Origin of the sequence: Sodalis ligni, assembly GCF_016865525.2 — a bacterium.
Taxonomy (GTDB): domain Bacteria; phylum Pseudomonadota; class Gammaproteobacteria; order Enterobacterales; family Enterobacteriaceae; genus Acerihabitans; species Acerihabitans ligni.
On sequence record NZ_CP075169.1, the window covers coordinates 1,984,898 to 2,011,702 of the forward strand.

The following is a 26,805-nucleotide window of genomic DNA, read 5'->3' on the forward strand; positions in this document are numbered from 1 at the left end:
TAAGGAACCACCAGCATGCGTATACATCGCCGGTTAATCCGGTTTCGTAAAAGTAAACGCCTCAGGCAGCAGCGATTGCGTTCGCGTATTTTCCATCGGGATACCATGGCGGTGACTAAAATGAAAAAACCTTTTGTGGTGGTTTTGACCGGGGCGGGAATCTCCGCGGAGTCCGGCATCCGGACGTTCCGCGCCGCCGACGGGTTATGGGAAGAGCACCACGTCGAGGATGTGGCTACCCCCGAAGGATTCCAGCGCAACCCCCAATTGGTGCAGGCGTTTTATAATGCCCGCCGCCGTCAGCTGCGGCAGCCTGATATCGCCCCCAATGCCGCGCACCGGGCGCTGGCGGAGCTGGAACAGATCCTGGGGGATAATTTTCTGCTGGTAACGCAAAATATCGATAATTTACATGAACGGGCCGGCAGCCGGCGTATTATCCATATGCATGGCGAACTGCTTAAGGTGCGCTGTGTGCAAAGCGGGCAGATTGTGGAGTGGACCGACGACATCACCGAACAGGATCGCTGCCACTGCTGCCAGTTTCCCGCGGTATTACGTCCCCACGTGGTCTGGTTCGGCGAGATGCCGCTGGGTATGGAAGATATTTACGACGCGCTGGGTCGGGCGGATTATTTCCTGGCCATCGGCACGTCCGGCCATGTTTATCCGGCGGCGGGTTTTGTCCATGAGGCCCGCCTGAACGGTGCCCGAACCGTAGAGCTCAATCTGGAACCGAGCCAGGTGGAAAGCCAGTTTGAAGAACATGTGTACGGTCCGGCCAGCCAGTGCGTTCCGGCCTTTGTCAGTAAATTCATCAGCGGCTTCGTTGAACAGCGGGGCTAACTTGCGTCCGTCCGCCCGGGACGGACCGGTCTGCTTTGCCAGCCATTTCCCATTCGCTCTCCAGCATTCCCCTTCGCGCAAACAGCGGTTATTTCACCAAAATGTCATTACATAGTCGGTATCTTGCTAAGAAAAACGCAGCTTTAGGTTAAGTGGAAATACGCTATGCTAAAGCTATGCGCTTTTTTGCGACCAAAACAGTGAAAAATGACCTGACACAATATTTGAAGAATCATCGCTACCCATAATGGGTGTCGTAGATGCGACAGGCGGATAAAATGGATAAATTACTCGATCGTTTTTTAAATTATGTTTCCTTTGATACCCAATCCAAGCCAGGGGTTAAGCAGGTACCCAGTACCGACGGACAGTGGAAGCTGGCGCATGCCCTTGAAGAGGAACTGAACGTCCTGGGTTTCTCCCATGTGTCGCTAAGCGAGCACGGCTGCGTGATGGCTACGCTGCCGTCTAATGTCGCCTGGACGGTGCCCGTCATCGGTTTTATTTCCCACATGGATACCTCACCGGATTTTACCGCCAAGCATGTCAATCCGCAGATCGTTGAAAACTATCGCGGCGGGGATATTGCCCTGGGGAACGGCGACGAAATTCTTTCGCCGGTGATGTTCCCGGTGCTGCACCATTTATTGGGGCACAGCCTGGTTACCACCGACGGAAAAACACTGCTGGGGGCCGATGACAAAGCCGGTATTGCTGAAATCATCACCGCCATGGTCCGCCTCAAAACCAAACAGATTCCCCACGGCGATATCCGTATTGCCTTTACGCCCGACGAGGAAGTGGGCAAAGGCGCGCAGTTTTTCGATGTTGAGCGGTTCGGCGCCGAATGGGCATACACCATGGATGGCGGGGGCATCGGCGAACTGGAGTACGAGAATTTCAATGCCGCGTCGGTAGTGGTTAAAATCGTCGGTAATAACGTCCACCCCGGAACCGCCAAAGGCGTTATGGTAAACGCCTTATCCCTGGCAACCCGTTTCCATCAAAAAATGCCGGTGAATGAAACCCCTGAAACCACCGAGGGCTACCAAGGTTTTTATCATCTTCACAGCCTGAAGGGCTCGGTGGATCGGGCGGAAATGCACTATATCCTGCGTGATTTCGACAGGCAGAGTTTTGCCGCTCGCAAGCAGTTTATGATCGATACCGCCGAGGAAGTGGGGAAGGGACTGCATCCGGACTGCTACATTGAGCTTACCATCGAAGACAGTTACTACAATATGCATGAGCAGGTGGCGAAATATCCGCATATTATCGAGCTGGCCCAGCAGGCGATACGCGACAGCGGACTCGAACCGGTAATGAAGCCGATTCGCGGCGGTACCGATGGCGCGCAGCTGTCGTTTCGCGGATTGCCCTGCCCGAATGTGTTTACCGGCGGTTACAACTACCACGGCAAACATGAATTCGCTTCCCAGGACGGCATGGAAAAAGCGGTGCAGGTGATCATGCGCATAGCGGAACTGAGCGCGCTGCGCTCCAAAAGCACCGGGCAAAAAAAGTAAGATCGAGTTGCAGCAAGCCGCGGCCTACACTGCCGCGGCTCGAAAGATGAAGGCATTGATAACCAATAGATTTCGAGTTGCAGCAAGCGCAGCCAACACAGCTGCGGCTCGGAAGATGAAGGTTAGTTTTTGAAATACCAGTAGCCGCTATTGATAAGCGCCGTAAGCAGCGCCAGGAAAGAAGGATCTTCCAGCGCGTCGCCCAATTGACTTGCCGCCACCTGATAATCGCGGGCCAGGGCGGCCACCGCCGCTTGATGCGTGGTGACAATCTGTTCGCCGTTAACAAAAAATTCCGTGCCGACTTTTAATAACCGCAGGCCTCCCAGCCGTTGCAGGCTGTCCCCCTGTTGCAGCAGATCGTAAATTTCCCCTGCCTGATAAGGGGGTTCGGGCGGCGCCAGATCCAGTTCATGGCGGGATTGGGAAATAAACTCGCCGAACCAGTGGTTGAATTGCTCAGGCTGCTGTACCAGATCCGTCATCATGGCCCGCAGCGCGTCGATCTCTTCCGGCAATACCGCCGCCGGGTCTTCGCGCAAAGAGATGCCGGGATCGCTATAACGCTCACTGCCTAATTCCTGGGCCAGGACGTAATCCGCAAAGCCGCTCACCAGCTCGCGCCCGCTCGGCGCGCGGAAACCCACCGAATAATTCAGCGCATTTTCCAGCGAATAACCCTCATGGGGAAATCCCGGCGGAATATACAGTACGTCTCCAGGCTCCATTTCTTCATCGATAATGGCGTCAAAAGGTTCAATCTGAAGCAGATCGGGGTGCGGGCAGTGCTGCTTGAAGACCCCTTTATCACCCACGCGCCAATGACGGCGACCGGTGCCCTGAATGATAAAAACATCGTATTGATCAAGATGGGGGCCCACGCCGCCGCCGGGAACGGCAAACGAGATCATCAGATCGTCGATACGCCAGTCGGGAAGCTGCCTGAAAGGGCGCAACAATGCGGCGGAAGGCTCATGCCAGTGGTCAACTGCCTGCACCAGCAGGGACCAGTTGGTCTCGCCAAGGTGATCGAAGCTTTCAAACGGACCATGGCTCACCTGCCAGCGGCCTTCATCATGGCTGACCAGGCGGCTATCGATCTCGGTTTCCATCGCCAGCCCGGCCAATTCATCCGGTGAAAGGGGATCGTGAAAATTTTTAAAGGCACGCTTAATAATGACGGGCCGTTTTTGCCAGTAGCGCTGTAAAAAGTCTTTCCAGTCAATATCGAGTTGATAATCCATAGCCTATTCCACCATAAGGGACCCTGAATGGATTATAACGGAAGCAGGCGGGATAAGGTTGGTAATTTATCTGATGGAGTGCATAAATCCGCTATAAAATAATCCGTTAGCTAATAAAAGCCTTAAAAGATTTTTATTTCGAATGCTCAATGGACGGGACTTTTCACAATAAAACCCCTTATCGGCGGGGAGAGGACTTAATCATCCTGATACCCCTGCTGGCGTTTGAATATCACTTCCACCAGGGCTCCGCCCAAGGCGCTTTCACCGACGATAATATCCCCCTCATACTGCTCCAGGATCTCCGCCGCCACGGATAATCCAAGGCCTTGCCCGGGCCGCAGGGTATCGGCGCGCTGGCCCCGCTGAAAAATCAGGGTACGTTTGGACGCGGGAATGCCGGGGCCATCGTCTTCGATGACCAGATGCAGCTGGTTTTCATTGGCGCGGGCGGTCACTTCGACGAATTCCAGACAATATTTGCAGGCATTGTCGAGGATATTGCCCATCACTTCCATGAAATCGTTTTTCTCGCCGATAAAGGTCAACTCGGGGGTAATATCCAGGGAAATCGAGACCCCTTTGCGCTGATAAACCTTGTTCAGCGCCGAACACAAGCTGTCAAGCAGAGCGGGAACCGAGTGCAGCTCGCGGCTCAGCACGTTGTGATCCGAATGCACGCTGGCACGATGCAGGTAATAGCCTATCTGTTGCGAAATCCGGCTGATTTGTTCGAGCATAATCGGCTCAACCAGCTCGATATTGGTCTCCCGTCCGGTGCGCAGCGATCGCAGGGTGGTTTGCAGCACTGCCAGCGGGGTCTTCAGGCTGTGGGTGAGATCGGAAAGGGTGGAGCGGTATTTCTGATAACGCTGACGCTCGTTATTCAATAGAATGTTCAGGTTGCGCACCAGGATGCCCAGCTCGCGGGGAGGGTTTTCATCCAGCCGATCCCGTTCTCCCGCCTCCAGCTCCCGCACCTGCTGCACCAGATCCTTGATGGGCCGTAAACTCCAGTGCGCGGCCAGCCACAGCAGCGGCACCACCAGCAGCAGGTTGGCCAGCAGCACATAGCTGAACCATTCCCACACCAGGTCGGTACGCTGCAGTTCATGGGGTATGGTATCCACAACCACGATGGTCAGCGGCGGCAGCCGTTCGGTAGCCGGATAGCGGTTGACCGCAACGGAGTGGGTCAGCGCATTGCTGTCGCTGCTGTCAAAGTCTTTCAGGCGATTCTGCGCGCTCGGATTATCTCCCAGAACGGCGCTGCTGGTGCGGGTATCGGTATCCAGCTCGAAATAGCCGGTTTTCTGCAGCCAATCGGGTTTCAGCCTGGATTCCAGCGCCGGCACGTAGCGTTGACGCCAGAGGATATGCCCCTTCTCATCGTAGATCAGTACCAGAGCGGCGAAATTAATATCGATATTCGGCGGCACGGCAATGGTGAGGCGACTGTCTTTCCACTGGGCCAGGCTGAAAAAGAGATTGCTTTCCCCGCGCAATAAACGAAAAGATGTTTTATCAAAGCTCACGCTATAGCCGATGACCGCCACCATGCCATAACAGAGCGAAAGCGCCAGCACCACGCACGCTGTGGCTAATAGAAATCGGACACGAAGCGAAAAAGGCTTTTTATGATAATACGGGAAATGGGTCATAAAACTTAGTTAACATCAAAACGATAGCCTTGCCCGCGAACCGTCGTAATAACCTCATAAGGATAATCGGCCTGCATTTTTTTCCGCAAACGCCCCATGAGTACATCGATGGTATGGCTCTCGCGCAGTTCGGCGTCGGGATATAGCTGCAGCATCAGCGAATCCTTGCTGACGACTTTACCGGCATTTCGAATCAACGTTTCTATAATGGTGTATTCGAAAGCCGTCAGCTTGATATGCTCGCTGTTAATCATCAGCTCGCGCCGGGAAAGATCAATCTGGAACGGCGGCAACGTAATGACCTGCGATGCCAGGCCGCTATTGCGGCGCATCAGGGCCTGCATTCTGGCGACCACTTCCTCCAGGTGAAATGGCTTCGTCACGTAGTCATCCGCGCCGGCTTCCAGCACCGTTACCTTATCCTGCCAGCCTTCCCGGGCGGTAAGAACCAGTATGGGGATTTTGACCTGATGCGAGCGCCAGCGGCGAATCAAGCTCAGACCGTCTTCATCGGGCAGGCCGAGATCGACAATGGCGATATCGGGCGGATGTTCATGTAAAAAATAGTCCGCCTCTCTGGCATCGGCGGCGGCATCGACCTGATGTCCCATTTCACGCATTTGTACCGTCAGGTGATGACGAAGAAGAGAATTGTCTTCTATACCAAGACCTCGCATCCCACCTCCAAAGTAAAGGCGCCAGAAACGGGACACTAAAGACCCGCCTCTGTAAACTTGTAAAAACAATCCCCTGAGCAATCCGGACGTCTTTAACGAGAGTATCCCAGAGCATGGCTAAACTGTCCTTAAACGGAGCTTTAACCGGAGTGGGTAAAAGGTGAAGTCCCAGCCGCATTTGGCTGATTATTTCAACTCGTCCACCAAGCCAACGGCGCGGCCGATATAATTGGCCGGGGTCAGGGCCTTGAGCCGGTTTTTTTCCTCTTCGGGCAAAGGCAGGCTGTCGATAAATACCTGGAAACCCGCGGCATCCACACGTTTACCCCGGGTCAGCTCCTTGAGTTTCTCATAGGGTTTTTCTATACCGTAACGGCGCATAACCGTTTGAATCGGCTCGGCCAGGACTTCCCAGTTTTGATCCAGCTCCGCCAGCAGGCGATCGCGGTTCACTTCCAGTTTGCTGACGCCCTTTAGAGTGGATTGGTAAGCGATAAGGGCATAGCCGATACCGACCCCTAAATTGCGCAGGACGGTGGAATCGGTGAGATCCCGCTGCCAGCGGGACACCGGCAGCTTCCCGGCCAGATGCCCCATAATGGCGTTGGCCATGCCCAGGTTGCCCTCCGAATTTTCAAAATCGATGGGATTGACCTTATGGGGCATGGTGGAGGAGCCGATTTCACCTGCGATGGTGCGCTGTTTGAAATGATTCAGGGCGATATAACCCCAGATATCGCGATCGAAATCGATAAGGATGGTATTGAAACGCGCCATGCAGTCGAACAGTTCGGCGATATAGTCATGAGGTTCGATTTGTGTGGTGTAGGGATTCCAATCTATGCCCAGCGAGTTGACGAAGGATTCGCTGAAACGGTGCCAATCCACCTCGGGATAGGCCACCATGTGGGCGTTATAGTTGCCTACGGCGCCGTTGATTTTCCCCAGGATCTCCACCTGCGACAGCTGCCTGTACTGGCGCTCCATGCGGTAGGCCACGTTGGCCATCTCTTTACCGACGGTGGAAGGCGTGGCCGGCTGGCCGTGGGTGCGTGACAACAGCGGGATATCGCGATACTGGGCCGCCAGCGTCTTGATGCCGTCGATAATCTTGCGCCAGTAAGGCAGGATGACATCCTGGCGCGCGCTTTGCAGCATCAGCGCATGGGACAGGTTATTGATGTCTTCCGACGTGCAGGCGAAATGAATGAACTCGGTAACGGCATGAAGGGCCGGCACCGATGCCACGCGCTCTTTCAGAAAATATTCCACCGCCTTGACGTCATGATTGGTGGTGCGCTCGATGGTTTTAATCCGCGCGGCGTCCTCTTCGCTGAAATTGGCCGCCAGAGCGTCAAGGAAAGCGTTTGCTTCCGGGTCAAACGGTGGAACCTCTTTGATTTCAGCGCAAGCGGCCAGTTTTTGCAACCAGCGCACTTCCACCCGCACGCGGAATTTCAGCAGGCCATATTCACTGAAAATCCCGCGCAAGGCGCTGACTTTATCGCCGTAGCGTCCGTCTATGGGGGAAACGGCGGTCAGTGAGGATAATTCCATCGTTTGCGACTCCTGGAGAAGGTTAACATTGTGCAAGAATTTGCCGGGCCTGTTTAAACAGCCGGTTACGGCCGAACATCAATTGTAAACGGCCGCCTCCCACCTGTTGCCAGAGCACGGCGGAACGTATACCGGCCAATAACGCGGCGCGTATCTTAGCCTGTATCTGAGTGTTTTGCAGCATGGCCGGCGTGCCGGTCACCTGGATTCTGGGGCCAAGCGGGCTGATGATATCCACGTAGATCGCCGCCATGGCGCTGATTAATGTCTCTGATAATAATTCAAAATGAGTTAGCTGACGATCTAACTGGGTGATGCGCTTCGCCAGTTCATCAAGGGATTTTTTATTACCGTTCAGCTTGCGTTCGAGGACCATCAGACTGAGGGTATAGCGCGTCAATTCCGCGCCGGGCCCGGTGCGCGACGCATTCAGCATACCCAGCATCGATTCCAGCCCGAGCTTGAGATTCGCCGGCTGGCTGCCGTAAACGGCCAGGGTCGAGGCCGGATTGAGATCCAGCGTACTGCGCAGCGATACCTCGAGCATCCCATCGTCGCACTGTCCTTTATGGGCCAACTGCTGCACCAGCATGGCGCTTTGGCAGATGCCCGCCAATGCCAGCGTAATGTCAAAAAAATTCTTAGCCAAAGTTGCTCCTATACACGTCCCTGAGTAGGCAGCGGCAGCCTGGATTCAATGACTCCGCCGCCAAGACAATGCTCGCCGAGATAAAAAACCGCGGACTGCCCGGGCGTCACCGCCGCCACCGGCCGATCGAAGGTGACCTTGACCCGGCCGTCGGTTTGGGATTGCACCAGGCAGGGTATATCCTGCTGGCGGTAACGGGTTTTCACCACGCAACGCAGCGTGCCGGTGAACGGGACCCTGTCGACCCAGTTCAGCTGGCCGGCCAGCAAACCCACCGACATCAGGCGGGGATGCTCATGGCCCTGGGCCACCACCAGGATATTATCGTCCATCAGCTTGTCCACCACGTACCAGGGCTCTTCATTGCCGTCTTTGGTGCCGCCGATGCCCAGTCCCTTGCGCTGTCCGAGGGTATGATACATCAAACCCTGGTGTTCGCCGACCGGTTGTCCGTCGGTGGTGATGATTTTACCCGGCTGCGCCGGCAAGTAGCGGGACAGAAACTCGCGAAATTTTCGTTCGCCGATAAAACAGATGCCGGTGGAATCCTTTTTCCCGGCGGTGACCAGCCCCAGTTCGCCGGCAATCCGCCGTACTTCGGGTTTTTCCAGCTCTCCCACCGGGAACAGGCATTGCGCCAGCTGTCCGTGGCTCAGGGTGTACAAGAAGTAGCTTTGATCTTTATTGTCATCCAGACCGCGCAGCAGGCGGCTTTTGCCGTCAACGTCCTGCCGGCGGACGTAATGGCCGGTGGCGATGAAATCCGCCCCCAGATCCTCGGCGGCGAATTCAAGAAACGCCTTGAATTTTATCTCCTTATTGCACAGCACATCGGGATTTGGCGTACGGCCCGCCTTGTATTCCGCCAAAAACAGCTCAAATACATTATCCCAATATTCCGCAGCGAAATTCACCGTGTGCAGCGGGATGCCCAATTTGTCGCAAACCGCCTGCGCATCCGCCAGGTCGCTGGCGGCGGTGCAATACTCCTCATTGTCGTCCTCCTCCCAATTTTTCATAAACAGCCCCTCCACCTGATAGCCCTGCTGTTGCAGCAGGTATGCGGATACAGATGAATCGACGCCGCCGGACATACCGACGATCACTTTGAGCTGGCTGTTTTCTGACATGGATTTCTCACGACCGGGAATCGCGCCGCCAAGGGCGCATTATTGCTGATAAACGCTGGATTTTATCACGACCGGGCATGGCCCCGCCACCTTAGTGTCGGTTGTTGCCGGTGGCGGAGCGGAGATTATAACGGTAGCGGCCATTGGAACGCGTTAAGAACATCCAGGGGGTAACGCACGCCCTGCTGATAGCAAAGGATACTTTCCGCCACCAGGGGGGAACGTAATAGGTGCGAGTTCAGGATTTCATCCGCTTCAAGCCACAAACAGCGGTCAATATCATCGTCCTGGGGAATGACGGTGAGCCGTTTTGGCAGCTCTATGGCGAACAGAAAGCGTATGAAGGGGGTTTTGTCGGGAGCCATCCATTGATGAATACGCAATAATGATTGCGGTGGGGCATGGATACCCGCCTCTTCCCATAACTCCCTGGCCGCCGCCTGTATTACGGTTTCATCCGCTTCAAGATGGCCTGCCGGCTGATTCCAGCGGGGATTGCCGTGTATGGTTTCTTCCACAATCAGAAAATGATTTTCCGCCTGTACCACGCAAGCGACGGTGACATGAGGTTTAAACACTCGCACTCCTTAACAACAGGGGACTGCCTTATATCAGGTTAACCTGATAGCGCGGTTCATGGGGACGAATCTATGGCGCTAAGGCTGAAACAGCCAAGGTAATGGTGTTATATCAGGCATGAATGTTAAAAACGAATCGCGTCATCAGTCTATGCAACCACCGTCCTGTTTATCATTATACTGCAAATCGGCCCAGGATGGGGGGAGGGATTTTACTCGCTATAATGGTAACGACCAATGCCCCGTAAGCGAAGTGATAGATAAAAGCGTCAACACCAGTGAACAATCGCTTTTGAATTTAGCGCCGCTGATAACGTCGATTCAGATAGCAAGCGAAAGATATTCCGTTTCAACGTAGTAAAATAACGATGTCTCCCTATGCTGCAAATATTTATATTCAAGGTTTATCATCCAAGTTATACTGGCTTTAGGACTTTAAAAAGAAATAGATTATGCTTAAGCAAAAATAATATTGACATACATTTATTTTAATGAAATTAATTTAATAATTTCGATTCCAGCAGGAAAAATGGACTGACGTGTTAAACTGAATCCAAAGGAAGGAAAAATGAAATTTATCCAATTAACAGACTTTCATCTTTTTCAAACCAAGAAAAGACAATGCATGGTTATTGCACCTATGAATGTTTAAAAATGTCATAGATGCAATTCTGCAGAATGTAAATCTAAAGGCAGATGCGGTTTTATCACGGGTGACATATCGGAAGACAGATCTATTGAGTCTTATGTGCTTGCCTTGAGTCAGGTACAAAGGTTAAACCTGCCGATCTATTTTTGGCGGGTAACCATGATAATAAAGAATGTATGGCATCGGTTTTCAATAAATCCAAACTTGTTTTGAAACCAATGAATTTTCTTATGAGGATTGGATTTTTATTAAGGTAGATACCGTTCAGCAGGGTAATGATAGCGGCTTTCTTTCCATTGAACAGAAAAATGCAATCGCGGACAGAATCGCGGCAGTGAAAAGCCAGAAAGTCGGATTATTTATGCACCATCATCCTATCCCGGTCGGCATACCCTTGGTAGATAGCAGTAAGTTATTGAATAGCGAGAGCCTCCTAGATCTCCTTGTTAGCAGGAGTGAAATCAAGAGTGTCATCTGTGGCCACGCGCATACTCTGTTCACTAGAAAATATAATAAATGTACAATTGATGTATGTCCGGCAACGTGCTTTCAATGGAAATCAGGCGCCCAAACTTTGCTAACTGACAATAAAAGGGGTTATAAAGTACTGGATTTTTCATACGATTATCATTCTGAGACCTTTTTTGTATAGCTAATTTAAGATGTTGATAGCAATACTAGAAATAAGGTTCGTATTAAGAGAAAATGATTTTTTAACGAAAATCTATTTCTCTTTCATTTTTTAATCAAATCAAAATGAAAGAGATATTTAACATCAGCGATACAACTTCTCCGAGGGGGCCATCGCGGCTTATGGACAAAGGAAGCACACATGGTCATCCAGCCTGTTAACTGCCCGGCGGGATGAGCTTGCCAGCGACAATATTATATTTTTTTAACGCCGCGGCAAGCGGCCCCATCCGTGCTACAATAAGGTCTATGCACCGAATAGGCTGAATACGATGTCATTCTTCTCTGATGTGCTTCAAAAAATTCAAAAGATGCCGACAAATATTGAATGTCCTATTTGCCATCAATCCTCCAAACAAGATTTCAATAAAATTTCGAAAGACAAGGTCATGATATGCCCGCATTGTCATTCCTATTTTCTTAAAAACCAAAAATCACCGCAAAAATCAGATGATTAAGCTTTATCCGCTGCGTTAATAAACGTGGCCGTGGGCCGCACAGCCAACTGGCGGCTGGACTGTGCCCCTGATTACGGCGCCCTGGCCCGCTTAGCGGATCTCGATTTTGTGAACGCCGTCTATGGACATGAGCTGGCTGTAGATATCCGCGGGTTTGTATTTGGCACGCAGCATGATTTCCATGGATAATTTACAGTCCTTGTTTTCGTTTTCATTGCGGGTCACGCTTGAACGCATGACCCGAATGCGAAGCTTACGCAGGGTTTGCATGGCCATATCCATGCTGGCGGGGGTTAACGACAGCATCAGCATATAGCGCTGCCCCATCAGGCGGGTGCTTAGCTGGCGAATGCCTTCCAGCACCAGCAGCGTCATAATGGTGCCGAATATGCCGATGACATAAAGGCCGCTGCCCACAATCAGTCCGATGGCCGCGGTGACCCACAGGCCCGCCGCCGTGGTCAGGCCCCGGACAAATTGCTTGTTCAGCATGATGGTGCCGGCGCCGAGAAAACCGATGCCGCTCACTACCTGGGCGGCAATCCGGCTGGGGTCGAGAGCTATGTTATGTTGCCCCAGGATATCGCCGAAACCGTATTTGGAGACGATCATAAACATCGTACTGCCGATACAGACCAATATATGGGTACGTAACCCCGCCTCTTTGGCCCGAAGCTGTCGCTCCACGCCGATCAACGCTCCCAATGCGCCGGCCAGGGCAATACGCAGCAGTAATTCAGTGTTCATTTCTCCATCCCCTCACGTTTGTTCATACCTCCGGGCCATATCCTGGCCGGTGGGGGTCAGTATCGATTGTTTTGACTCTATCTTCAATCATGGATGTTGATGAGAAAATGTTACAGCGAATGTTTTAATAATAGTTTAAATATGCAAAATAACTGTACGTTGGATAATCATTGTACGATTTATCGGCGGATCATCAGGCCGAAAAAATAATGTGTCATTTTAGTTTTTGGTATTATTAAAGGCTAAAGAATGTAAATAAAAAACCACTTTTTGCATATTCTCTTTCATCCTGTCATCCACCATGTCAGGAAAAAAAGGCATATGGATTTTATTGTTAAAAAAAAGGTAATTTTTTGCTAAAAATCACTCTATTTAAAATTAACAATGTCGATATTAATTTCCTTGGTTTGGTGCGGCTTGAGATCCGTTGCATGGATTGGGGAGAAAAGAAGACCTATCAGTTTTATTTATCTATTTCTCTTGAGAAAGCCGCTTACAAAGACGGGCTATTATACTACGTATTTTGAGCTAATTATTTACCCAACCGCTACGTTTTCTTCGCCCTGACGACACTGGCTTATTAAATTGGGGCCGTTGAGCAAGAACATAGCTATTATATGTAGTAGATAAGTTGGAGAATAATCATGAAATTGTTACCCTTCCTTTTCACAGCAATATTGGGCGGAATGTCTTTTGCCGCGCTGGCGTCCCAGCAAATAGACCAGGCAGAAGCTGCCGCGCATCAGCAGATAGGCAGCGTCTCCGTCTCAGGCGTGCGGGGTTCTACCGACGACGCCGTGAGGGCGTTGGCCCGTAAAGCCGATGAACAGAACGCGCCTTATTATCGGGTGATTGAGGTAGCGAACCCCGGCAATTCCAGTGCCTGGTTAGGCAATGCTGATATTTATCGGTAAATATTACCGATAAGAATACTCGTAAATACTTTTCATTACCGTCTGTAGAGTTAAAGATGAAATTCCTTGGCAATCGCCGGCGCTCTGCAAAAGCGCCGGCGATTGGTCAATAAGAGGGTGGTATAATAAGTTATATTAAAAAAGTGGTGCCAGATATATTTAAAAGCGGCAGCGGCCTTTAAGTGTATTGGTGATCTAATTTCATTATAAAAAACCGGTAATGCCATTATTCAGCTATGGATCGCGTACCGCAAAATCTTTACGTCATCCGTGTCCATTCCACTGGCTTGACCGGGGCACAGGTCCGGTATCTGCTTTCCCGTTATAGCTCCTGTCCGCTATGGAATGCCGCACCGGTATGCGTCCGTGTACCGGGCAGGGCTAAACTGTAGCAAAGTGTATGGAAGTATAATTAAATAGCATCACCTTATTTCAAAAAGTCATCTTTTCGGGTTATGTTTGCTTCACCTTTTACGGAAAATACTGGTAAAAATGCCTATCGCCTTGTTACTGCATGTGGACATTCCCATGTCTTTTCGCGCCGGTTTTGAGCAAGCCGGTTTTCTCCTGCGTCCGGCCCTGCGGGAAAACGATCGCAGCCCGATTTTACCTGACGGAGATGCCGATGAGATTCAGGGACTGCTGACCATCGGTTCCATTGGTCTGCAGGCCGAGGATATGGATGCGTTTCCCAATTTGCGGATAATCTGCTGCCAGGGCGCGGGATTCGAGAAAATCGATCTTGATGCCGCCCGCGCCAGAGGCATTATGGTGACCAATGGCACCGGCACCAACGATACCTCGGTGGCGGATCATGGGGTGGCGCTCATTGCCGCCGTGGCCAGGAATATCGTGAGTCTCGATAAGGCGGTGCGCCGCGGGGAATGGCAGCAACTAAGGCAGATCCGACCGCAGCTTACCGGCAAGCGCCTGGGCGTATTGGGCTTGGGAAATATCGGTTTGAAAATCGCTGAACGCTGCTCCGCGGGATTCGGCATGCAGGTGGCTTACCATAACCGGCGGCCACGGGCCGGCAGCGACCTGCGTTATTGCGGCTCGTTGGAGGAATTGGCGCAGTGGGCGGATTTCCTGGTGGTTGCCACCCCCGGCGGTGGACAGACGCGGCATCTCATTAACAAGCAGGTGCTGGCATCGCTGGGGCCGGAGGGCTTTTTGGTCAACATTTCCCGCGGCAGCGTGGTGGATACCGATGCGCTGATTGAGAGCCTCCAGCAGCGAGCCATCGCCGGCGCCGCGCTGGATGTGCTGGAGGATGAGCCGAAGGTGCCGCAGGCTCTGCTGCAGCTGGATAACGTTATTCTGACGCCCCATGTGGCGGGGCGTTCGCCGGAAGCCAGGGCGGCCGTGTTCCAGCGGGTATTGGAGAATCTGACCCGTTATTTTGCCGGGCAGCCGGTTCTGACTCCGGTACCGGGCATGGATAACGCTTGAGCCACGGGTGTCTGCCGATGAATGGCGGCAAAGATGTGCATCGATGCCGGGCAATGGGCTCGTTGCGTGCGGATGGCCGGTTCATACATCTGCGGTACCGTTAGCGCCCGGCTAGTCTGGGCAGCTCGCGGCGAAATCCCAGGCCGATGATGCGGCCGGCGATATGCGGCAGCCAGGACCGACGGCGCAGCCACCGCTCCATAATCGAGGGCGTTCGGGGCGGCTGCCGCGGTTTATCGGCGCCGGCGGTCATCATCAGCTGCAGCCTCTGCGTAAGCCGGGTGGGCAGAGACCGGCGCCGCTGCACCCGCTTGAGCTGCCGCAGGCTGACATTTCCTTTCAGGAGCGGCGCGGTGAGAATATTTGCCGCCGCCACCGCGTCCTGTATGGCCAGGTTGACGCCGACTCCGCCGATGGGCGACATGGCGTGGGCGGCGTCGCCGATGCATAATACCCCCGGCGCCGCCCAGCGCTCCAGCCGGTCGATACGGATTTCCAGCAGTTTTAATTGGGACCAATGCCCTGTCGCCTGCGACAGGCGATGAAGATCAAAAGGGGAAACCGCCGCGACCCGTTGCAGAAAAGGTTCCAGTCCTTCCTGTCGCAGGCTCTCGAAGCTGCCTTTGGCGATGCTGTAACCGCACTGCCAGTACTCCCCCCGGTCGAGCATGATAAAATTCTTTTTCGGCCCGCCGTGGCCGCTGTCCCACTCTGCATCGCCGGATTCCTTCGGCACCCGAATCCAGACCACGTCACGGGGGGAGCCGAATTCTCGACGCGGCAGGAGGGCGGCCTGCCGGACCATGGACTGCCGGCCATCGGTACCCACCACCAAGCCGGCGCGGATAGGCAGCGTTTCACCACCGGGACCTTGGGCCATGACGCCGCATATAAGCCCGTCCTCCCGCCACAATTCATCGGCGCAGGTGGATCGCAGCAGGGTAAATCCCGGCAGTTTTTCCGCCCGCTGCGCCAGAAAGTTCAGAAAATCCCACTGCGGCATAAACGCCATGAATTTGCAGCGGGTGGGCAGGCGGGAAAAGTCCGCCAGCGTGACGGACTCGCCGAGGAATTCACCCTTCAACTTCACCACCTGCTGATGGGGCAGTTGAAGAAACTCTTCCAGCAGACCGAGGTTATCCAGTATATCCAGGGTTGAAGGATGGATGGTGTCACCGCGGAAATCCCGCAGGAAATCGGCGTGTTTTTCCAACACCATAACGTTGACGCCGGCCCTGGCCAGTAAATAGCCCAGCATTAACCCGGCCGGACCGCCGCCGACGATACAGCAATCTGTGGTGAGCGGCGGGGTAACGTCCGATGGGTTCATCCGCGGTGTCCTTAATAAAATAGACTGGAAATGATAATACTTATCATTTCCAGTCTTGCAAGGTTATTTATTATTCCCCAGACTTTAACGCCTGACTTTCACCACGGTTGCCCATGACCGGATCATGAGTTCGGGTCGGGTTTTTCCCAGCCGACATTGTAAAGCTGCAGGGAACCGTCCGCCAAATCCACGGCGCCGACAAAGCGGGTAAGTTCAGGCCTAATATCCGCCGCCAGCTTGGCTCTCAACACATCCGCCCGTTCGTTTGACAGCTCATCATCTCTGCTTATATTGCACAGAGTGTATTTTTTTTTCTGCGCATCCACTAAATATAGAGTATCGCCGGTTTTGATGATGTTGCAGGCATGTCCGTCAACCCAATGGAATATCCTGCGCCAGAGAGATGGAGGACGTTTGATAGTCAGCACGATGTTAAGATCGCCGGAGACTGTCAAGTGGGACGCCAACTGCTCCACCGAGTCCAACCGCGTGATATTGACGGCGTTTTGCAATGTGGCAAATTCACTGGGGCGGCCGCCGCGCTGGGTAGGGAAGGCTTGATACATTTTTCCTTGCTTTAGGGTGTCCGCGACAGAAGCGGCGCATGACAGGCAATTGGATTGTCCGAAGCCGTGATAACCAAACCAGGAGGCGATGGCGGCCAGCGGCCGTAGCAACAGGGGCGCTTTGCCCTGCTGGTTGACTTTGGCTATCAGCGTCCGGGAGATATACTCGCCCAGTTTGTCAGCATAATCGCAAGCACCATAGCGGGGCGGGGCAAGGGTGTCGGCCAAGGCTATGAGCCCGGAGGGGCCGGCTGAGTTATTGTTATCTTCAGGAAAACGATCTGCCTGGTTTGAAACAATATCAAAATCAATTAATGTGAAATTTTCGTCATCTTCAGGGAAACGCGCTGTATCACCAGGAATATTGGACCTTTGGTCATTAATACCGAAGGGGTCTGCCGGGGAAATTTTTCGGACAAGACAGGCGTTACCGGTTATAGCCGAAAAGCGGGTGTGGGCATCGGCGCCCTTGGTCTTATTAAATGCCTGGTCATCATCAGAAGAGGTGGAATGACTGGCTGTGATGTGAGGGCAGGAATTACTTTGCGGCAAGCCAGCAGTATTCGTTGAATTATGCACCATCAGCAGCTTTTTAACAGGGTTATTTACCGGCCTAAAATTATCGTTATCCCGGTTTGAAGGTTTTTTAAAAGCGTAAAGTGTGGTTATATTATTTCCCATAACTCAATTCCCATTGTGCACAAGAATCAAGTCTTGCAGAGAGTTGTTATATTGGTAAATGATGAAATCGCTTATTATGACAAAATGAGCGAATTTTGCTGATTGCAGCGCGTTGACAGTGGGCGAATGTCCACAACCGGCTGGGCCCGCGGCGGTTGCGGGTTAGACGGCCTATTTGCCTTTTTTTATCATCCAGCCGACATTATAAGGCACCAGGCTGCGTTTCTCCGGGGAAACCGCGCCGATAAATTCTTGCAATACGGTTATCAAGTCCACGGATAAACGGTTGGCGGATGTCATGTTTACCAGCTTATAACGCCGTTTCTGCGCATCCACCAAATGCAGATCACTGCCCGTTCTAATGATATTACAGGCGTGACCGTCCACCGCGCTGAACAGGCGCCGCCAGAAAGATGAGGGCCGTTTGATGGTCAGCACGATATTAAGATTGACGGGGCTATTATTCAAGTAAGAGGCCAAATCTTCAATGGAGTCAATCAATTCTTCATGGGTTTTTAGCGGGTTTTGTAAGGTGCTGAACTTAGAGGGACTGATGTCGCTTAACGTCGAAAAGGCTTGATGCAAAACCCCTTCCTTAAGAGTATCCGCTACCGACGCGGCGCAGGACAGGCAATTGGTTTGACCGACGCCGTGATAACCAAGCCATGCCGCAACGGCGGCCAGCGGTCGCAGCCAAAAGGGGGCTTCACCATGCTGGTTGACCTTGGGTATGAGCGTGTTGAGAATGTAAAACTCCAAGCGCTTGGAATAATTTTTGTCGCGATGGTCCGGCACCGGCAGCCCTTCCGTGTCTATTTTAATCCCCGAGGGCCGGTAATTTTCATCTTTAATAAGCTGATTGGTTTCGGTATATTCTGTTGACTTGCCGGGTAAAACAAAATCGGATTTGATTCCTTTAATGCTGAATTTTTTATCGGCTATGCCTGGCACGGTGCCCCCCTCGCCGTATGAATAGCGTGCGTTCTGTTGCGGGATATAGTTATTGTCAGTTTTGTCGACTCTTTGCAGGTTTTTCGCTACCGGGCCCATTGTTGATTTTGCCTTCCACTGTGCTAATGACCCTTGGGAAGGTTTCCATGGATCACTGGGCCTGGATCTCTTCACTGATGGATTGATAGGCAAATTCACGACATTATAAAAGCTTTTATAAAAGCGAGACGATTTGCTGATAAGGTGATTCATTGTCGTTAAATAATTTTTTCTACATTAATAGATCCTTTATGATCATAAAATTATTCTGGATAATGATTTTCCCATGATTCATCCATTTTTAGCCATTTAAGTTAATTTTGAAAAGATATTCACCTACGTCAAATGTTTTCCTGGTAAAAGAAAATATAAGCGAAATTTGAAAATAACGGCGAATTTACAGGGGATAAAGAGAGTGGATTCCAGCCGGCGGCTGATAACCGCCGCTGATAATGCCGCGCCGGTTATCAGTAAAAATCATGGCCTATTTGCCGTTTTTATCGTCCAGCCGGGGCAGGCCGGAGTCGTCGGCGGCTGAAAGCAGGCCGGTGCTCATGTAGTTGATGAGTTTTTCCCGCGTATCGGCGATATCCAGATTACGCATGGTCAGCTGGCCGATGCGGTCTTCCGGCGAGAATACCGAATCCCCTTTTTCCATGGTCAGGCGTTGCGGCATGTAGGTCAAATTGTCCGATACGGTATTGAGAATGGAATAATCGTTGCCGCGGCGCAGCTCCAGCGTCACTTCACCGGTGATTTCACTGGCAATCCAGCGCTGCGAAGAGTCGCGCAGCATCAGGGCCTGGGGATCGAACCAGCGGCCTTGATATAACAGACGGCCCAGCTGGCGGCCGTTGGCGTGGTACTGCGCAATGGTATCTTCGTTGTGGATGCCGGTGACCAGGCGTTCATAAGCGATATGCAGCAATGCCATGCCCGGGGCTTCATAGATGCCACGGCTTTTGGCTTCGATAATGCGGTTTTCAATCTGATCGCTCATGCCCAGCCCGTGGCGTCCGCCGACCCGGTTCGCTTCCAGCATCAGTTCCACCTGGCTTGCGAAGCTGGCGCCGTTGATGGACACCGGCAGGCCGCGTTCGAAACGCAGCGTTACTTCCTCGGCGGGCACCCGTACCGCGTCATCCCAAAATTTCACGCCCATGATCGGGTTGACGATTTTAACGCTGGAGTTCAGGAACTCGAGCTCCTTCGCTTCGTGGGTAGCGCCCAGGATATTGGAATCGGTGGAGTAGGCTTTTTCCGCCGACATTTTATAATCAAAACCGGCCTGGGCCATGAATTCCGACATTTCCTGCCGTCCGCCCAGTTCATCGATAAAATCGGTGTCGAGCCAGGGTTTGTAGATTTTCAGCTCGGCATTGGTGAGCAGGCCGTAGCGGTAAAAACGCTCGATATCATTACCTTTATAGGTGCTGCCGTCGCCCCAGATGTTGACGCCGTCTTCCTTCATGGCGGCCACCAGCATGGTGCCGGTCACGGCGCGGCCCAGCGGCGTGGTATTGAAATAGGTCACCCCGGCGGTGGAGTTGTGGAAAGCGCCGCACTGCAGGGCGGCGATACCCTCCGCCACCAGCTGCGCGCGGCAATCGATAAGCCTGGCCTTTTCCGCGCCATACGCCAGCGCCTTGCGCGGTATGGCGTCGTAGTCATCTTCATCCGGTTGCCCTAGATTGGCGGTATAGGCATAAGGCACCGCCCCTTTTTTACGCATCCAGAGCAGCGCGGCGCTGGTATCGAGACCGCCGGAGAAGGCAATACCTACGCGTTGGTTGACGGGGAGGTGCCTGAGAATCGTTTCCATTAATGTGAGCCCTATAAGAAATTTTTACAGCAAAATGTTCAATCGTCCGGTATTGCGCAGCCACTGAAGCCACGCGAGCCAAACTTTTTTGCAGAAGGATGTTGCCGTTATCCGGCCGCCAGCTTCATCTTAAGGAAACTGGCGCGAGAACGCTACCCTGCCGAGTAAAGCATTTCCTGTAGGTGTGCGGCGTTGAGACCGGTAATGGAGGGGAGAACGGGGCGCCGCCGATATCCGGCTGTTCGGAACACGACAAAAAGGCCGCCCGAGGGCCGGCCTGTGTCCGAAAAAAATGTGAGCGGCCAACGGCTGTGGCGGTAATTACCCTGGGCTGCATTTGGGGAATTAATGAAACAGCCGCATCCTTTTCTTATTTCTCAGATCGGTGTATCTATTAGGCAATCTTGTTTTATTTTTATTTCTGTTATGCATTAATAATGAAAACACCATTAATGCAACCAGCAAAACTAATCCAATAACCGGTAAAATGATTTGCATTTTATCACCTAATTAAATAAAGAGCGGTTGTTACTATGCTGTATGTCGTTTTTGGGTGGTATCTTCAGTCCTATCCTGCCGGACCGGCATTGCCAAAATCCCGGTGGGGGATACAAGTACTTCAATGATGCGAAGCATACGCATTTCACTTAAGTCACGCATACCCTGTTCAAGGTATTCGTATTCTCATTTTTGCGGCTGCAGGCCCTTGTGCTGAAAAAGGCAGGGATAATATTACCTCGGTGCCCCGCGGACCGCCCTGGATCAACAGCCGGACTCCGAGCTTGTCGGCTCGCGTCTGCATGCCGTTAAGACCACGGGATCCCGGCCGCCGCTCGCCCGGTATGACGCCGTGGCCGTTGTCCGCCACGCGGATGACGACGGCGCCTTCGCGGGGCTGCACGGAAATGGTAATCAGGGTCGGCTGGGCATGCTGTAAGGCGTTATTTACCGCTTCTTGTACGATGCGCAGTACGGACAATGCGGATTCCGGCGTCAGGTAGGCGAGGGGCGGTATGGGTGAGACATCCCACGCCAGGCGAATGCCCAGCGCCTGCAGGCGCGGTTCCAGACGAAAGCGCAAGTTACCCAGCAGCGGCAGCAGGTCGTGTTCGGTCATATCCAGCGAGTCGATAATCAATCTCAGATCCTGCAGGGATTCTTCAATATGGCGGGCCAGTTCCTCGCGGTCGGTGTCTTCCCGCCGCGCCAGGCGCAGCGCGGTGATTAATTGCGCGCCCATGCCGTCGTGCATGTCCTGCAGGATGCGCATGCGCTCGGCGATAATCGCCGCTCGCTGCTCGCGGCGGCTCCCCTCGCGGCTGGCGATGAAGCGTTCGGCGAAATAAAAGATCATGACCAGACAGAACGGCAGCGCGCCGGCGATACTTAAACGGAAGCTGTCCCAGGGCAACCAATCCATGATGATAAAATAGGATTGCGCGACGGTGGCGTTCCAGAACAGCGCCGTCAGCCCCAGGGCGATGAACTTAAGCTCGCGGGTTTGCCAGCCGCGATAGATAAGCAGGCCGATGGGCACCAGGCGAATCAGCACATGAGGCCAGGTCACCAGCCAAATCCGGTCCGTTGCTTTGCCGAGCAGCAGAATGACCAGGATAACCGCCAGGGTGGCGACCGTCAGGCTATGCAGCAAAGGGAGAAAACCGCGCAGCCGGATGTCGGCCAGCCGGTAGCCCGCCACGCATAAAGCCCAATACATGAAGGTGGTGATTATCGTCCGCAGGGCTTGCTGCGCCCCTAGGGAGATCCTAACGTCCAGTATATAGCTCAGCAGGCTGGCCACTGACAGTATCAGGGCAAACTGGATGATGAAAATGCGCCGCTGCTGCCAGGTATAAGCCAGCAAAAAACAGAGGGAGCCGGCAACCAGGATGAGCAGCACATAGGGGGTAACCACCTGGAGCAGGTAGCGTTGGAAATAAATGCGATGCAGGTGCATGGCGGGGCCTATGGTGATGGCGGACAGCCCGCTGCGCACCGAGCTGTCCCCCAGCAGCCTGACGGCCAAAATGTTATCGCCGGGCCGGAATAAACCGGCGGGCAGTACGATAAAAACGGGCCGGTCGCTCATCGCCTCCACCTGTTTCCCTCCTGGGGCGCCAAAACGTACGCCGGGATTAAGCAGCGAACCGTTGAGCCAGATTTCCCCGGCGACGGAAAGATGCGGCAGATAGAGGCCCAAAGGCCATTTCGGCATCTCGGCCAGATTAAAAGGCAGACGATACCAGGCGATGCCGCTGAAGCGCGGGGCGCGCATGCGCCAGTTATCCGGCAACGAGACCAGGGCTCCCGGCTGCGCGGGCGGCTGCGGCATATCGCCGACGATAAATTCGGCCTGATCAAACCGGACGATTTCATGGGGCCGCAGCTGCACCGCGCCGAATGCCGGCGGCAATAGGAGGAACAGCATAAGCAGAATGCCGGTGATATAAAGGCGCGCCTGTTTTTCCGGTGCGGCGGCCCTCATTATATCAAGCCTTTGTTCCTGGCCTGGATGATGGCTTCTACCCGGTTGTGGACGGCTAATTTGCTGTAGATATTCTTGATATGGGTCGCCACGGTATGGCTGGACAGACTCAGCATGCGCGCTGATTCCGCCACGGTAAATCCCTGGGAAATATGCTTGAGAATATCCATTTCCCGCAGGGTAAGGCTATCCGGTCCCGCCTGGACGGCGGATTTTTCGGCGGGCTCGAAGCGTTTAAGCAGATGGCGGGCAATCTGCGGCGACAGGGGCGCGCCGCCGGCGTGCACCAATTCCACCGCACGGGCAAAATCCACGATGGACGTGTCCTTGAGGAGATAGCCCCGTGCGCCGGCCTCGATGGCCCGTATCACATGGGCCTCATCGCCGAAAACGGTGGCTACCAGCACCGCGGTGGGGAAGGTCTGCTGCTGCAGGGTTTTGATCAATTCGATACCGTCCCCGTCGTGCAGTCCGAGGTCAATAATAGCGACATCGGGGACGGTGTGGTGTAACAACACTTTGGCTTCGGCCAGTGTGGCCACACTGCCGGCCAAACTGAGCTTGGGATGGGTTGTCACCATCGACTCGAATTCCAAACGCATAGATTCATCGTCTTCAACCAGTAAAACCTGAATGCTGGATGTTTTCATGGTGGCGCCATTGAGAAAAGAATTTTGCAACTCATTCGCTAAGTCTTGCCATTAGCTCCACTCAAGGCTCGGCGCGATTGATCACAGGGTTTGCGCCGGTCTGTTTGGTTATGCTTGAGAGAAAAAAAAAGGAAAGCCGGCATAATTAGTTAGCATGATCAGTTACTAAAACCAGTTTTGCATGGAATGACGGCATTGGGAAGATGAGATATTGCCCGGTTCAGCCCGCTTCTTGTCGGCCTTGCCAAAACAGGGGGTTCCCGGGCTCAATTTTCAGACTATTATCACCTTTTTTTTGTAGGGCTTTATGCCGGCAGGGACTTGCCCATGACTTTCAGGGTCCCGGCCAGGGCGGCGAACATCACCAGCATGCACAGCGCAACGAACAGTTCACTGCCGATTTGCAGTCCCCAGGTATTCGCCGCAAAGCCCATGACGCCGACGGTTATGCCGGCGGTGATATAGCCGCCGAAAAAAAACGTGCCGGTGACCCCCGCCAGCTCGTCCGGCGGCGCGTACTGCTTGATAAGCGTAATACCGGCGAACTGCGACAGGCTTTGGGCGAAACCGGCGCTCAGGGCCGCGGCCAGCAGCAAGCCGATGGAGGCCTGATATTCGGCGCTCACCACCAGTGCCACCGCCAGCAGACCGAGCAGCTGGCTCACCAGCAGGGTAGTGAACAGGCGCCAGCGGCGCAGGGTGAGCTGAGCCATGGCGCCGGCGCCGAATACCACAAAGGCGCAGGCGCCCGCCAGCAGACGGCTGTCATTGTGCAACAGGCTCGCCAGCAGGCTCGGTCCGAGGGAGATAAACAGGGCCGACAGGGCAAAGGGCCCGGAGAATATCATGATTGCCAGCAGGATAATTCCCCGGTTGTGCTCGGGCAGCCGCGGTAGTTGAAACCAGGATTGTTTCCTGGTCCCGGCTACCGGCGCCGGCGGCGGGATGCGCAATACCGAAAACGACACCGCCGCCAGACAGGGGATAAGCAGCAGGAAAATCAGGCTGGTGGGCAGCGGGGCGAACTGGGCGAAAGCGCCGGACAGCAAGGGACCGACGCCGAAAGCCATGACCGTGGTAAAGCTGGCCACCAACGGGGCGAACCGGTAGCCGCGCCGAACCCCCGCTTCAATCACCGCCGCGGTGCCGGCGCTGGCGAAAGCCCCGCTGGCAAATCCGATCAATAACCGCCCGGCCGCCAGCCACAGCATATTCTGCGCAAAGGCGAAGCAGACGCAGGCGGCGATGGCCACGAACAGCGCCGGCACCAGCACCGCGCGCCGGCCATGGATATCCGACAGCCGGCCGGCAATCAGCAGCGATAACAGCACGCCAAGGTTATAGCAGATAAAAATGTAACTGATGCCGGAGGTGGGAAAACCCATTTGCCGTTGCCAGAGGATATAAAGCGGTACCGTCGCGTTGGCGGCGACAAAAACCAGTAACAGGCCCAGTGTTACCCCTACCAGCGGGGGATGCGGCCGGCGGGGGGCGACGTGATGGTCAGATATCATACATTATCCGTACGGCTTGTGACCCCTGGCGCAGGCGGCAGGGTCAACACCCGATCCTTTCCAATATTGAAGCGGCGGCAACCGCCTTGGCCATTGATGGCCGGACGAATCAGTACGCTATGACGTTTGGCCGGGGTTGTCCAGCCCGCGGGGAGGAATAGCCACAAACGGATGTCAGTACCTAAAGCGAAACTAAAAATTTCATTTGAAAATAAATTTCCATATATATCTTTCATAATAAAAGTTTACTCTTTCAAATTGTGATGTATATCTGATAAATAAAAGGTAACTTGGCTACCTTAAGCATCGCATTAACAACACAGCCACTGGCGACCCTGTTGTTTTCCGCTTAAGCGAACCAAGGAGAAAAAATGTTTGATGTCATAGCCCACGGAGCCGAGTGGTTTATCGGCCTGTTTCAAAAAGGAGGATCGGTGTTTGTCGGAATGGTCACCGGCATACTCCCGCTGCTGATAAGCCTGCTGGTCATCATGAATGCCCTGATCGTATTCGTCGGCCAGAGCAGAATAGAGCGCCTGGCCCAGCGTTGCGCCGGCAATCCCGTATCCCGCTACCTTTTTTTGCCCGTTATCGGCACCTTTGTGTTCTGTAATCCCATGACCCTCAGCCTGGGCCGCTTTATGCCCGAGAAATACAAACCCAGTTATTATGCCGCCGCCTCTTATAGCTGCCACTCCATGAACGGTCTCTTTCCCCATATCAATCCCGGCGAGCTCTTTGTCTACCTGGGTATCGCCAACGGCCTGACCACCCTTAATCTCCCCCTGGGTCCGCTGGCGGTGAGCTATCTGCTGGTGGGCATGTTCACCAACTTTTTCCGCGGCTGGATTACCGATCTGACCACGTCAATCTTTGAACGCAAAATGCATATCCAACTCGATCAGCACGTCCGGCTTTGAAGCAAGGAGAATGAGATGAACAGGTTTATTCGTATTGAAAAAGGCGAAAGCGGCTGGGGCGGTCCTTTGATTATCGAAGCGGTCCCGGGCAAAAAAGTGGTTTATATCACCGCCGGCACCCGGCCGGCGATCGTGGACAGGCTGAGCGAGCTCACCGGCTGGCCGGCCGTAGACGGTTTCAAAGAGGGCGAGCCGCCGGCGGACGAGATTGGCGTGGCGGTCATCGACTGCGGCGGCACCTTGCGCTGCGGTATTTACCCTAAGCGCCTTATCCCGACGGTGAATATCCATTCCACCGGACGCTCAGGTCCGCTGGCGCAATTTATCCATGAAGAAATCTATGTCTCGGGGGTGCGGGAGAACAATATCCAACTCTTGCCCGACGACCCGATGACGGATGCCGCTGTGCCATTGCCGGCTAAAGCGGACGTTATTCCCGCCGCGGCGGAGCTGCGTGCGGCGCCGGCCGACGGCCGTCACTTCGGCGACGGCAAGGAGTACGACACCCGTAAAAAAATCACCGAACAGAGCGACGGCCTGCTGGCGAAAATCGGTATGGGCATGGGATCGGTGGTGGCGGTATTTTTCCAGGCCGGCCGGGAGACCATCGACACGGTATTGAAAACCATCCTGCCGTTTATGGCCTTTGTGTCTGCGCTGATCGGCATCATTATCGCCTCGGGACTGGGGGATTTCATTGCCCACGGGCTGACGCCGCTGGCCAACAGCCCCATCGGGCTGGTAACGCTGGCATTGATTTGTTCCTTCCCGCTGCTGTCGCCGTTCCTTGGCCCGGGGGCGGTTATCGCCCAGGTTATCGGTGTGCTGGTGGGGGTGCAAATCGCCCAGGGACATATTCCCCCTCACCTGGCGCTGCCGGCTTTGTTTGCCATTAATGCCCAGGCGGCCTGCGACTTTATCCCGGTAGGACTGTCACTGGCCGAGGCCAAGCAGGATACGGTGCGGGTCGGCGTGCCGTCGGTGCTCGTCGGCCGTTTTCTCACCGGTGCGCCCACGGTATTGCTGGCCTGGGCGGTATCGGGTTTTATCTATCAGTGATTGAGTCGTT

At 53.8% G+C, this 26,805-nt stretch carries 23 protein-coding genes; 7 read left to right on the plus strand and 16 right to left on the minus strand.

All coding sequences use genetic code 11. The annotated features are described in order from the left end of the window. Nucleotides 1–15: 15 nt before the first annotated feature. Both cobB and pepT read left to right on the plus strand, forming a co-directional pair. On the plus strand, nucleotides 16–846 hold the full coding sequence (gene cobB / locus GTU79_RS09330; RefSeq protein WP_203522124.1) for a Sir2 family NAD+-dependent deacetylase: 831 nt from the start codon (nucleotides 16–18) through the stop codon (nucleotides 844–846). A gap of 278 nt (nucleotides 847–1,124) precedes the next feature. After that, entirely contained in the window at nucleotides 1,125–2,372 is a 1,248-nt protein-coding gene (gene pepT / locus GTU79_RS09335; protein ID WP_203522123.1) for a peptidase T, read from the plus strand. A 122-nt stretch (nucleotides 2,373–2,494) separates the two neighbouring features. Here the strand turns inward: pepT and GTU79_RS09340 are convergent, their stop codons facing one another. The 7 genes from GTU79_RS09340 to GTU79_RS09370 form a co-directional block, all read right to left on the minus strand. Further along, nucleotides 2,495–3,616: a ribosomal protein uL16 3-hydroxylase gene (locus GTU79_RS09340; protein ID WP_203522122.1), complete on the minus strand. Its 1,122-nt coding sequence runs from the start codon at nucleotides 3,614–3,616 to the stop codon at nucleotides 2,495–2,497. Between the two features lie 197 nt (nucleotides 3,617–3,813). Further along, nucleotides 3,814–5,277 carry a two-component system sensor histidine kinase PhoQ gene (phoQ, locus tag GTU79_RS09345; RefSeq protein ID WP_132922465.1) on the minus strand — a complete coding sequence of 488 codons (1,464 nt, stop codon included), beginning with the start codon at nucleotides 5,275–5,277 and terminating at the stop codon, nucleotides 3,814–3,816. A gap of 5 nt (nucleotides 5,278–5,282) precedes the next feature. Next, a complete protein-coding gene (phoP, locus tag GTU79_RS09350) occupies nucleotides 5,283–5,954 on the minus strand; it encodes a two-component system response regulator PhoP (protein WP_214513865.1) in 672 nt (223 codons plus the stop codon). Nucleotides 5,955–6,140: 186 nt separating this feature from the next. Next, nucleotides 6,141–7,511, minus strand: coding sequence for an adenylosuccinate lyase (purB, locus tag GTU79_RS09355; protein WP_132922463.1), 1,371 nt, complete (start codon nucleotides 7,509–7,511; stop codon nucleotides 6,141–6,143). 22 nt (nucleotides 7,512–7,533) lie between these two features. Continuing rightward, entirely contained in the window at nucleotides 7,534–8,160 is a 627-nt protein-coding gene (hflD, locus tag GTU79_RS09360) for a high frequency lysogenization protein HflD (protein ID WP_132922462.1), read from the minus strand. 8 nt (nucleotides 8,161–8,168) lie between these two features. Next, nucleotides 8,169–9,290 carry a tRNA 2-thiouridine(34) synthase MnmA gene (gene mnmA, locus GTU79_RS09365; protein ID WP_132922461.1) on the minus strand — a complete coding sequence of 374 codons (1,122 nt, stop codon included), beginning with the start codon at nucleotides 9,288–9,290 and terminating at the stop codon, nucleotides 8,169–8,171. Nucleotides 9,291–9,415: 125 nt separating this feature from the next. Further along, complete coding sequence (locus GTU79_RS09370; RefSeq protein WP_214513866.1) at nucleotides 9,416–9,868, minus strand: NUDIX domain-containing protein; 453 nt, start codon at nucleotides 9,866–9,868, stop codon at nucleotides 9,416–9,418. Nucleotides 9,869–11,518: 1,650 nt separating this feature from the next. Between GTU79_RS09370 and GTU79_RS31330 the strand changes: the two genes are divergently transcribed. Then, nucleotides 11,519–11,665 (plus strand): YnfU family zinc-binding protein, encoded by a 147-nt coding sequence (locus GTU79_RS31330; protein WP_420854173.1) that lies wholly within the window; start codon nucleotides 11,519–11,521, stop codon nucleotides 11,663–11,665. Between the two features lie 90 nt (nucleotides 11,666–11,755). Here the strand turns inward: GTU79_RS31330 and GTU79_RS09380 are convergent, their stop codons facing one another. Next, nucleotides 11,756–12,412: an MgtC/SapB family protein gene (locus tag GTU79_RS09380; RefSeq protein ID WP_203522121.1), complete on the minus strand. Its 657-nt coding sequence runs from the start codon at nucleotides 12,410–12,412 to the stop codon at nucleotides 11,756–11,758. 644 nt (nucleotides 12,413–13,056) lie between these two features. Here GTU79_RS09380 and GTU79_RS09385 point away from each other — a divergent pair. Both GTU79_RS09385 and GTU79_RS09390 read left to right on the plus strand, forming a co-directional pair. Beyond that, a complete protein-coding gene (locus GTU79_RS09385; protein WP_132922457.1) occupies nucleotides 13,057–13,326 on the plus strand; it encodes a YdgH/BhsA/McbA family protein in 270 nt (89 codons plus the stop codon). A gap of 492 nt (nucleotides 13,327–13,818) precedes the next feature. Beyond that, nucleotides 13,819–14,778, plus strand: a complete 960-nt coding sequence (locus tag GTU79_RS09390; protein WP_203522120.1) for a 2-hydroxyacid dehydrogenase — start codon at nucleotides 13,819–13,821, stop codon at nucleotides 14,776–14,778. A 100-nt stretch (nucleotides 14,779–14,878) separates the two neighbouring features. Here GTU79_RS09390 and GTU79_RS09395 read toward each other — a convergent pair whose 3' ends face one another. From GTU79_RS09395 to GTU79_RS09430, 8 genes are all read right to left on the minus strand, one after another. Continuing rightward, nucleotides 14,879–16,108 (minus strand): FAD-dependent oxidoreductase, encoded by a 1,230-nt coding sequence (locus GTU79_RS09395; RefSeq protein WP_203522119.1) that lies wholly within the window; start codon nucleotides 16,106–16,108, stop codon nucleotides 14,879–14,881. A 122-nt stretch (nucleotides 16,109–16,230) separates the two neighbouring features. Next, nucleotides 16,231–17,355, minus strand: a complete 1,125-nt coding sequence (locus GTU79_RS09400) for a toxin glutamine deamidase domain-containing protein (RefSeq protein WP_203522118.1) — start codon at nucleotides 17,353–17,355, stop codon at nucleotides 16,231–16,233. Nucleotides 17,356–17,526: 171 nt separating this feature from the next. Beyond that, nucleotides 17,527–18,405: a toxin glutamine deamidase domain-containing protein gene (locus tag GTU79_RS09405; RefSeq protein WP_214513867.1), complete on the minus strand. Its 879-nt coding sequence runs from the start codon at nucleotides 18,403–18,405 to the stop codon at nucleotides 17,527–17,529. Nucleotides 18,406–18,829: 424 nt separating this feature from the next. After that, complete coding sequence (argG, locus tag GTU79_RS09410; RefSeq protein WP_203522116.1) at nucleotides 18,830–20,167, minus strand: argininosuccinate synthase; 1,338 nt, start codon at nucleotides 20,165–20,167, stop codon at nucleotides 18,830–18,832. 667 nt (nucleotides 20,168–20,834) lie between these two features. Beyond that, the gene (locus tag GTU79_RS09415; protein ID WP_203522115.1) at nucleotides 20,835–22,652 is read right to left on the minus strand and encodes a sensor histidine kinase; all 1,818 of its coding nucleotides are present in this window, start codon (nucleotides 22,650–22,652) and stop codon (nucleotides 20,835–20,837) included. Continuing rightward, nucleotides 22,652–23,302 (minus strand): response regulator, encoded by a 651-nt coding sequence (locus tag GTU79_RS09420; protein WP_203522114.1) that lies wholly within the window; start codon nucleotides 23,300–23,302, stop codon nucleotides 22,652–22,654. Before GTU79_RS09420 ends, GTU79_RS09415 begins: the two co-directional genes overlap by 1 nt. A gap of 305 nt (nucleotides 23,303–23,607) precedes the next feature. Then, nucleotides 23,608–24,816 carry an MFS transporter gene (locus GTU79_RS09425; protein WP_203522113.1) on the minus strand — a complete coding sequence of 403 codons (1,209 nt, stop codon included), beginning with the start codon at nucleotides 24,814–24,816 and terminating at the stop codon, nucleotides 23,608–23,610. Further along, nucleotides 24,813–25,052, minus strand: coding sequence for a hypothetical protein (locus GTU79_RS09430; protein ID WP_214513868.1), 240 nt, complete (start codon nucleotides 25,050–25,052; stop codon nucleotides 24,813–24,815). The genes GTU79_RS09425 and GTU79_RS09430 overlap by 4 nt, the downstream gene beginning before the upstream one ends. A 135-nt stretch (nucleotides 25,053–25,187) precedes the next feature. On the opposite strand from GTU79_RS09430, the gene srlA reads away from it, so the two are divergent. Together srlA and srlE are read left to right on the plus strand one after the other, a co-directional pair. Then, nucleotides 25,188–25,736, plus strand: a complete 549-nt coding sequence (gene srlA, locus GTU79_RS09435; RefSeq protein WP_132922448.1) for a PTS glucitol/sorbitol transporter subunit IIC — start codon at nucleotides 25,188–25,190, stop codon at nucleotides 25,734–25,736. 15 nt (nucleotides 25,737–25,751) lie between these two features. Beyond that, nucleotides 25,752–26,795, plus strand: a complete 1,044-nt coding sequence (gene srlE, locus GTU79_RS09440) for a PTS glucitol/sorbitol transporter subunit IIB (protein WP_203522112.1) — start codon at nucleotides 25,752–25,754, stop codon at nucleotides 26,793–26,795. The last annotated feature ends 10 nt before the right edge of the window (nucleotides 26,796–26,805 follow it).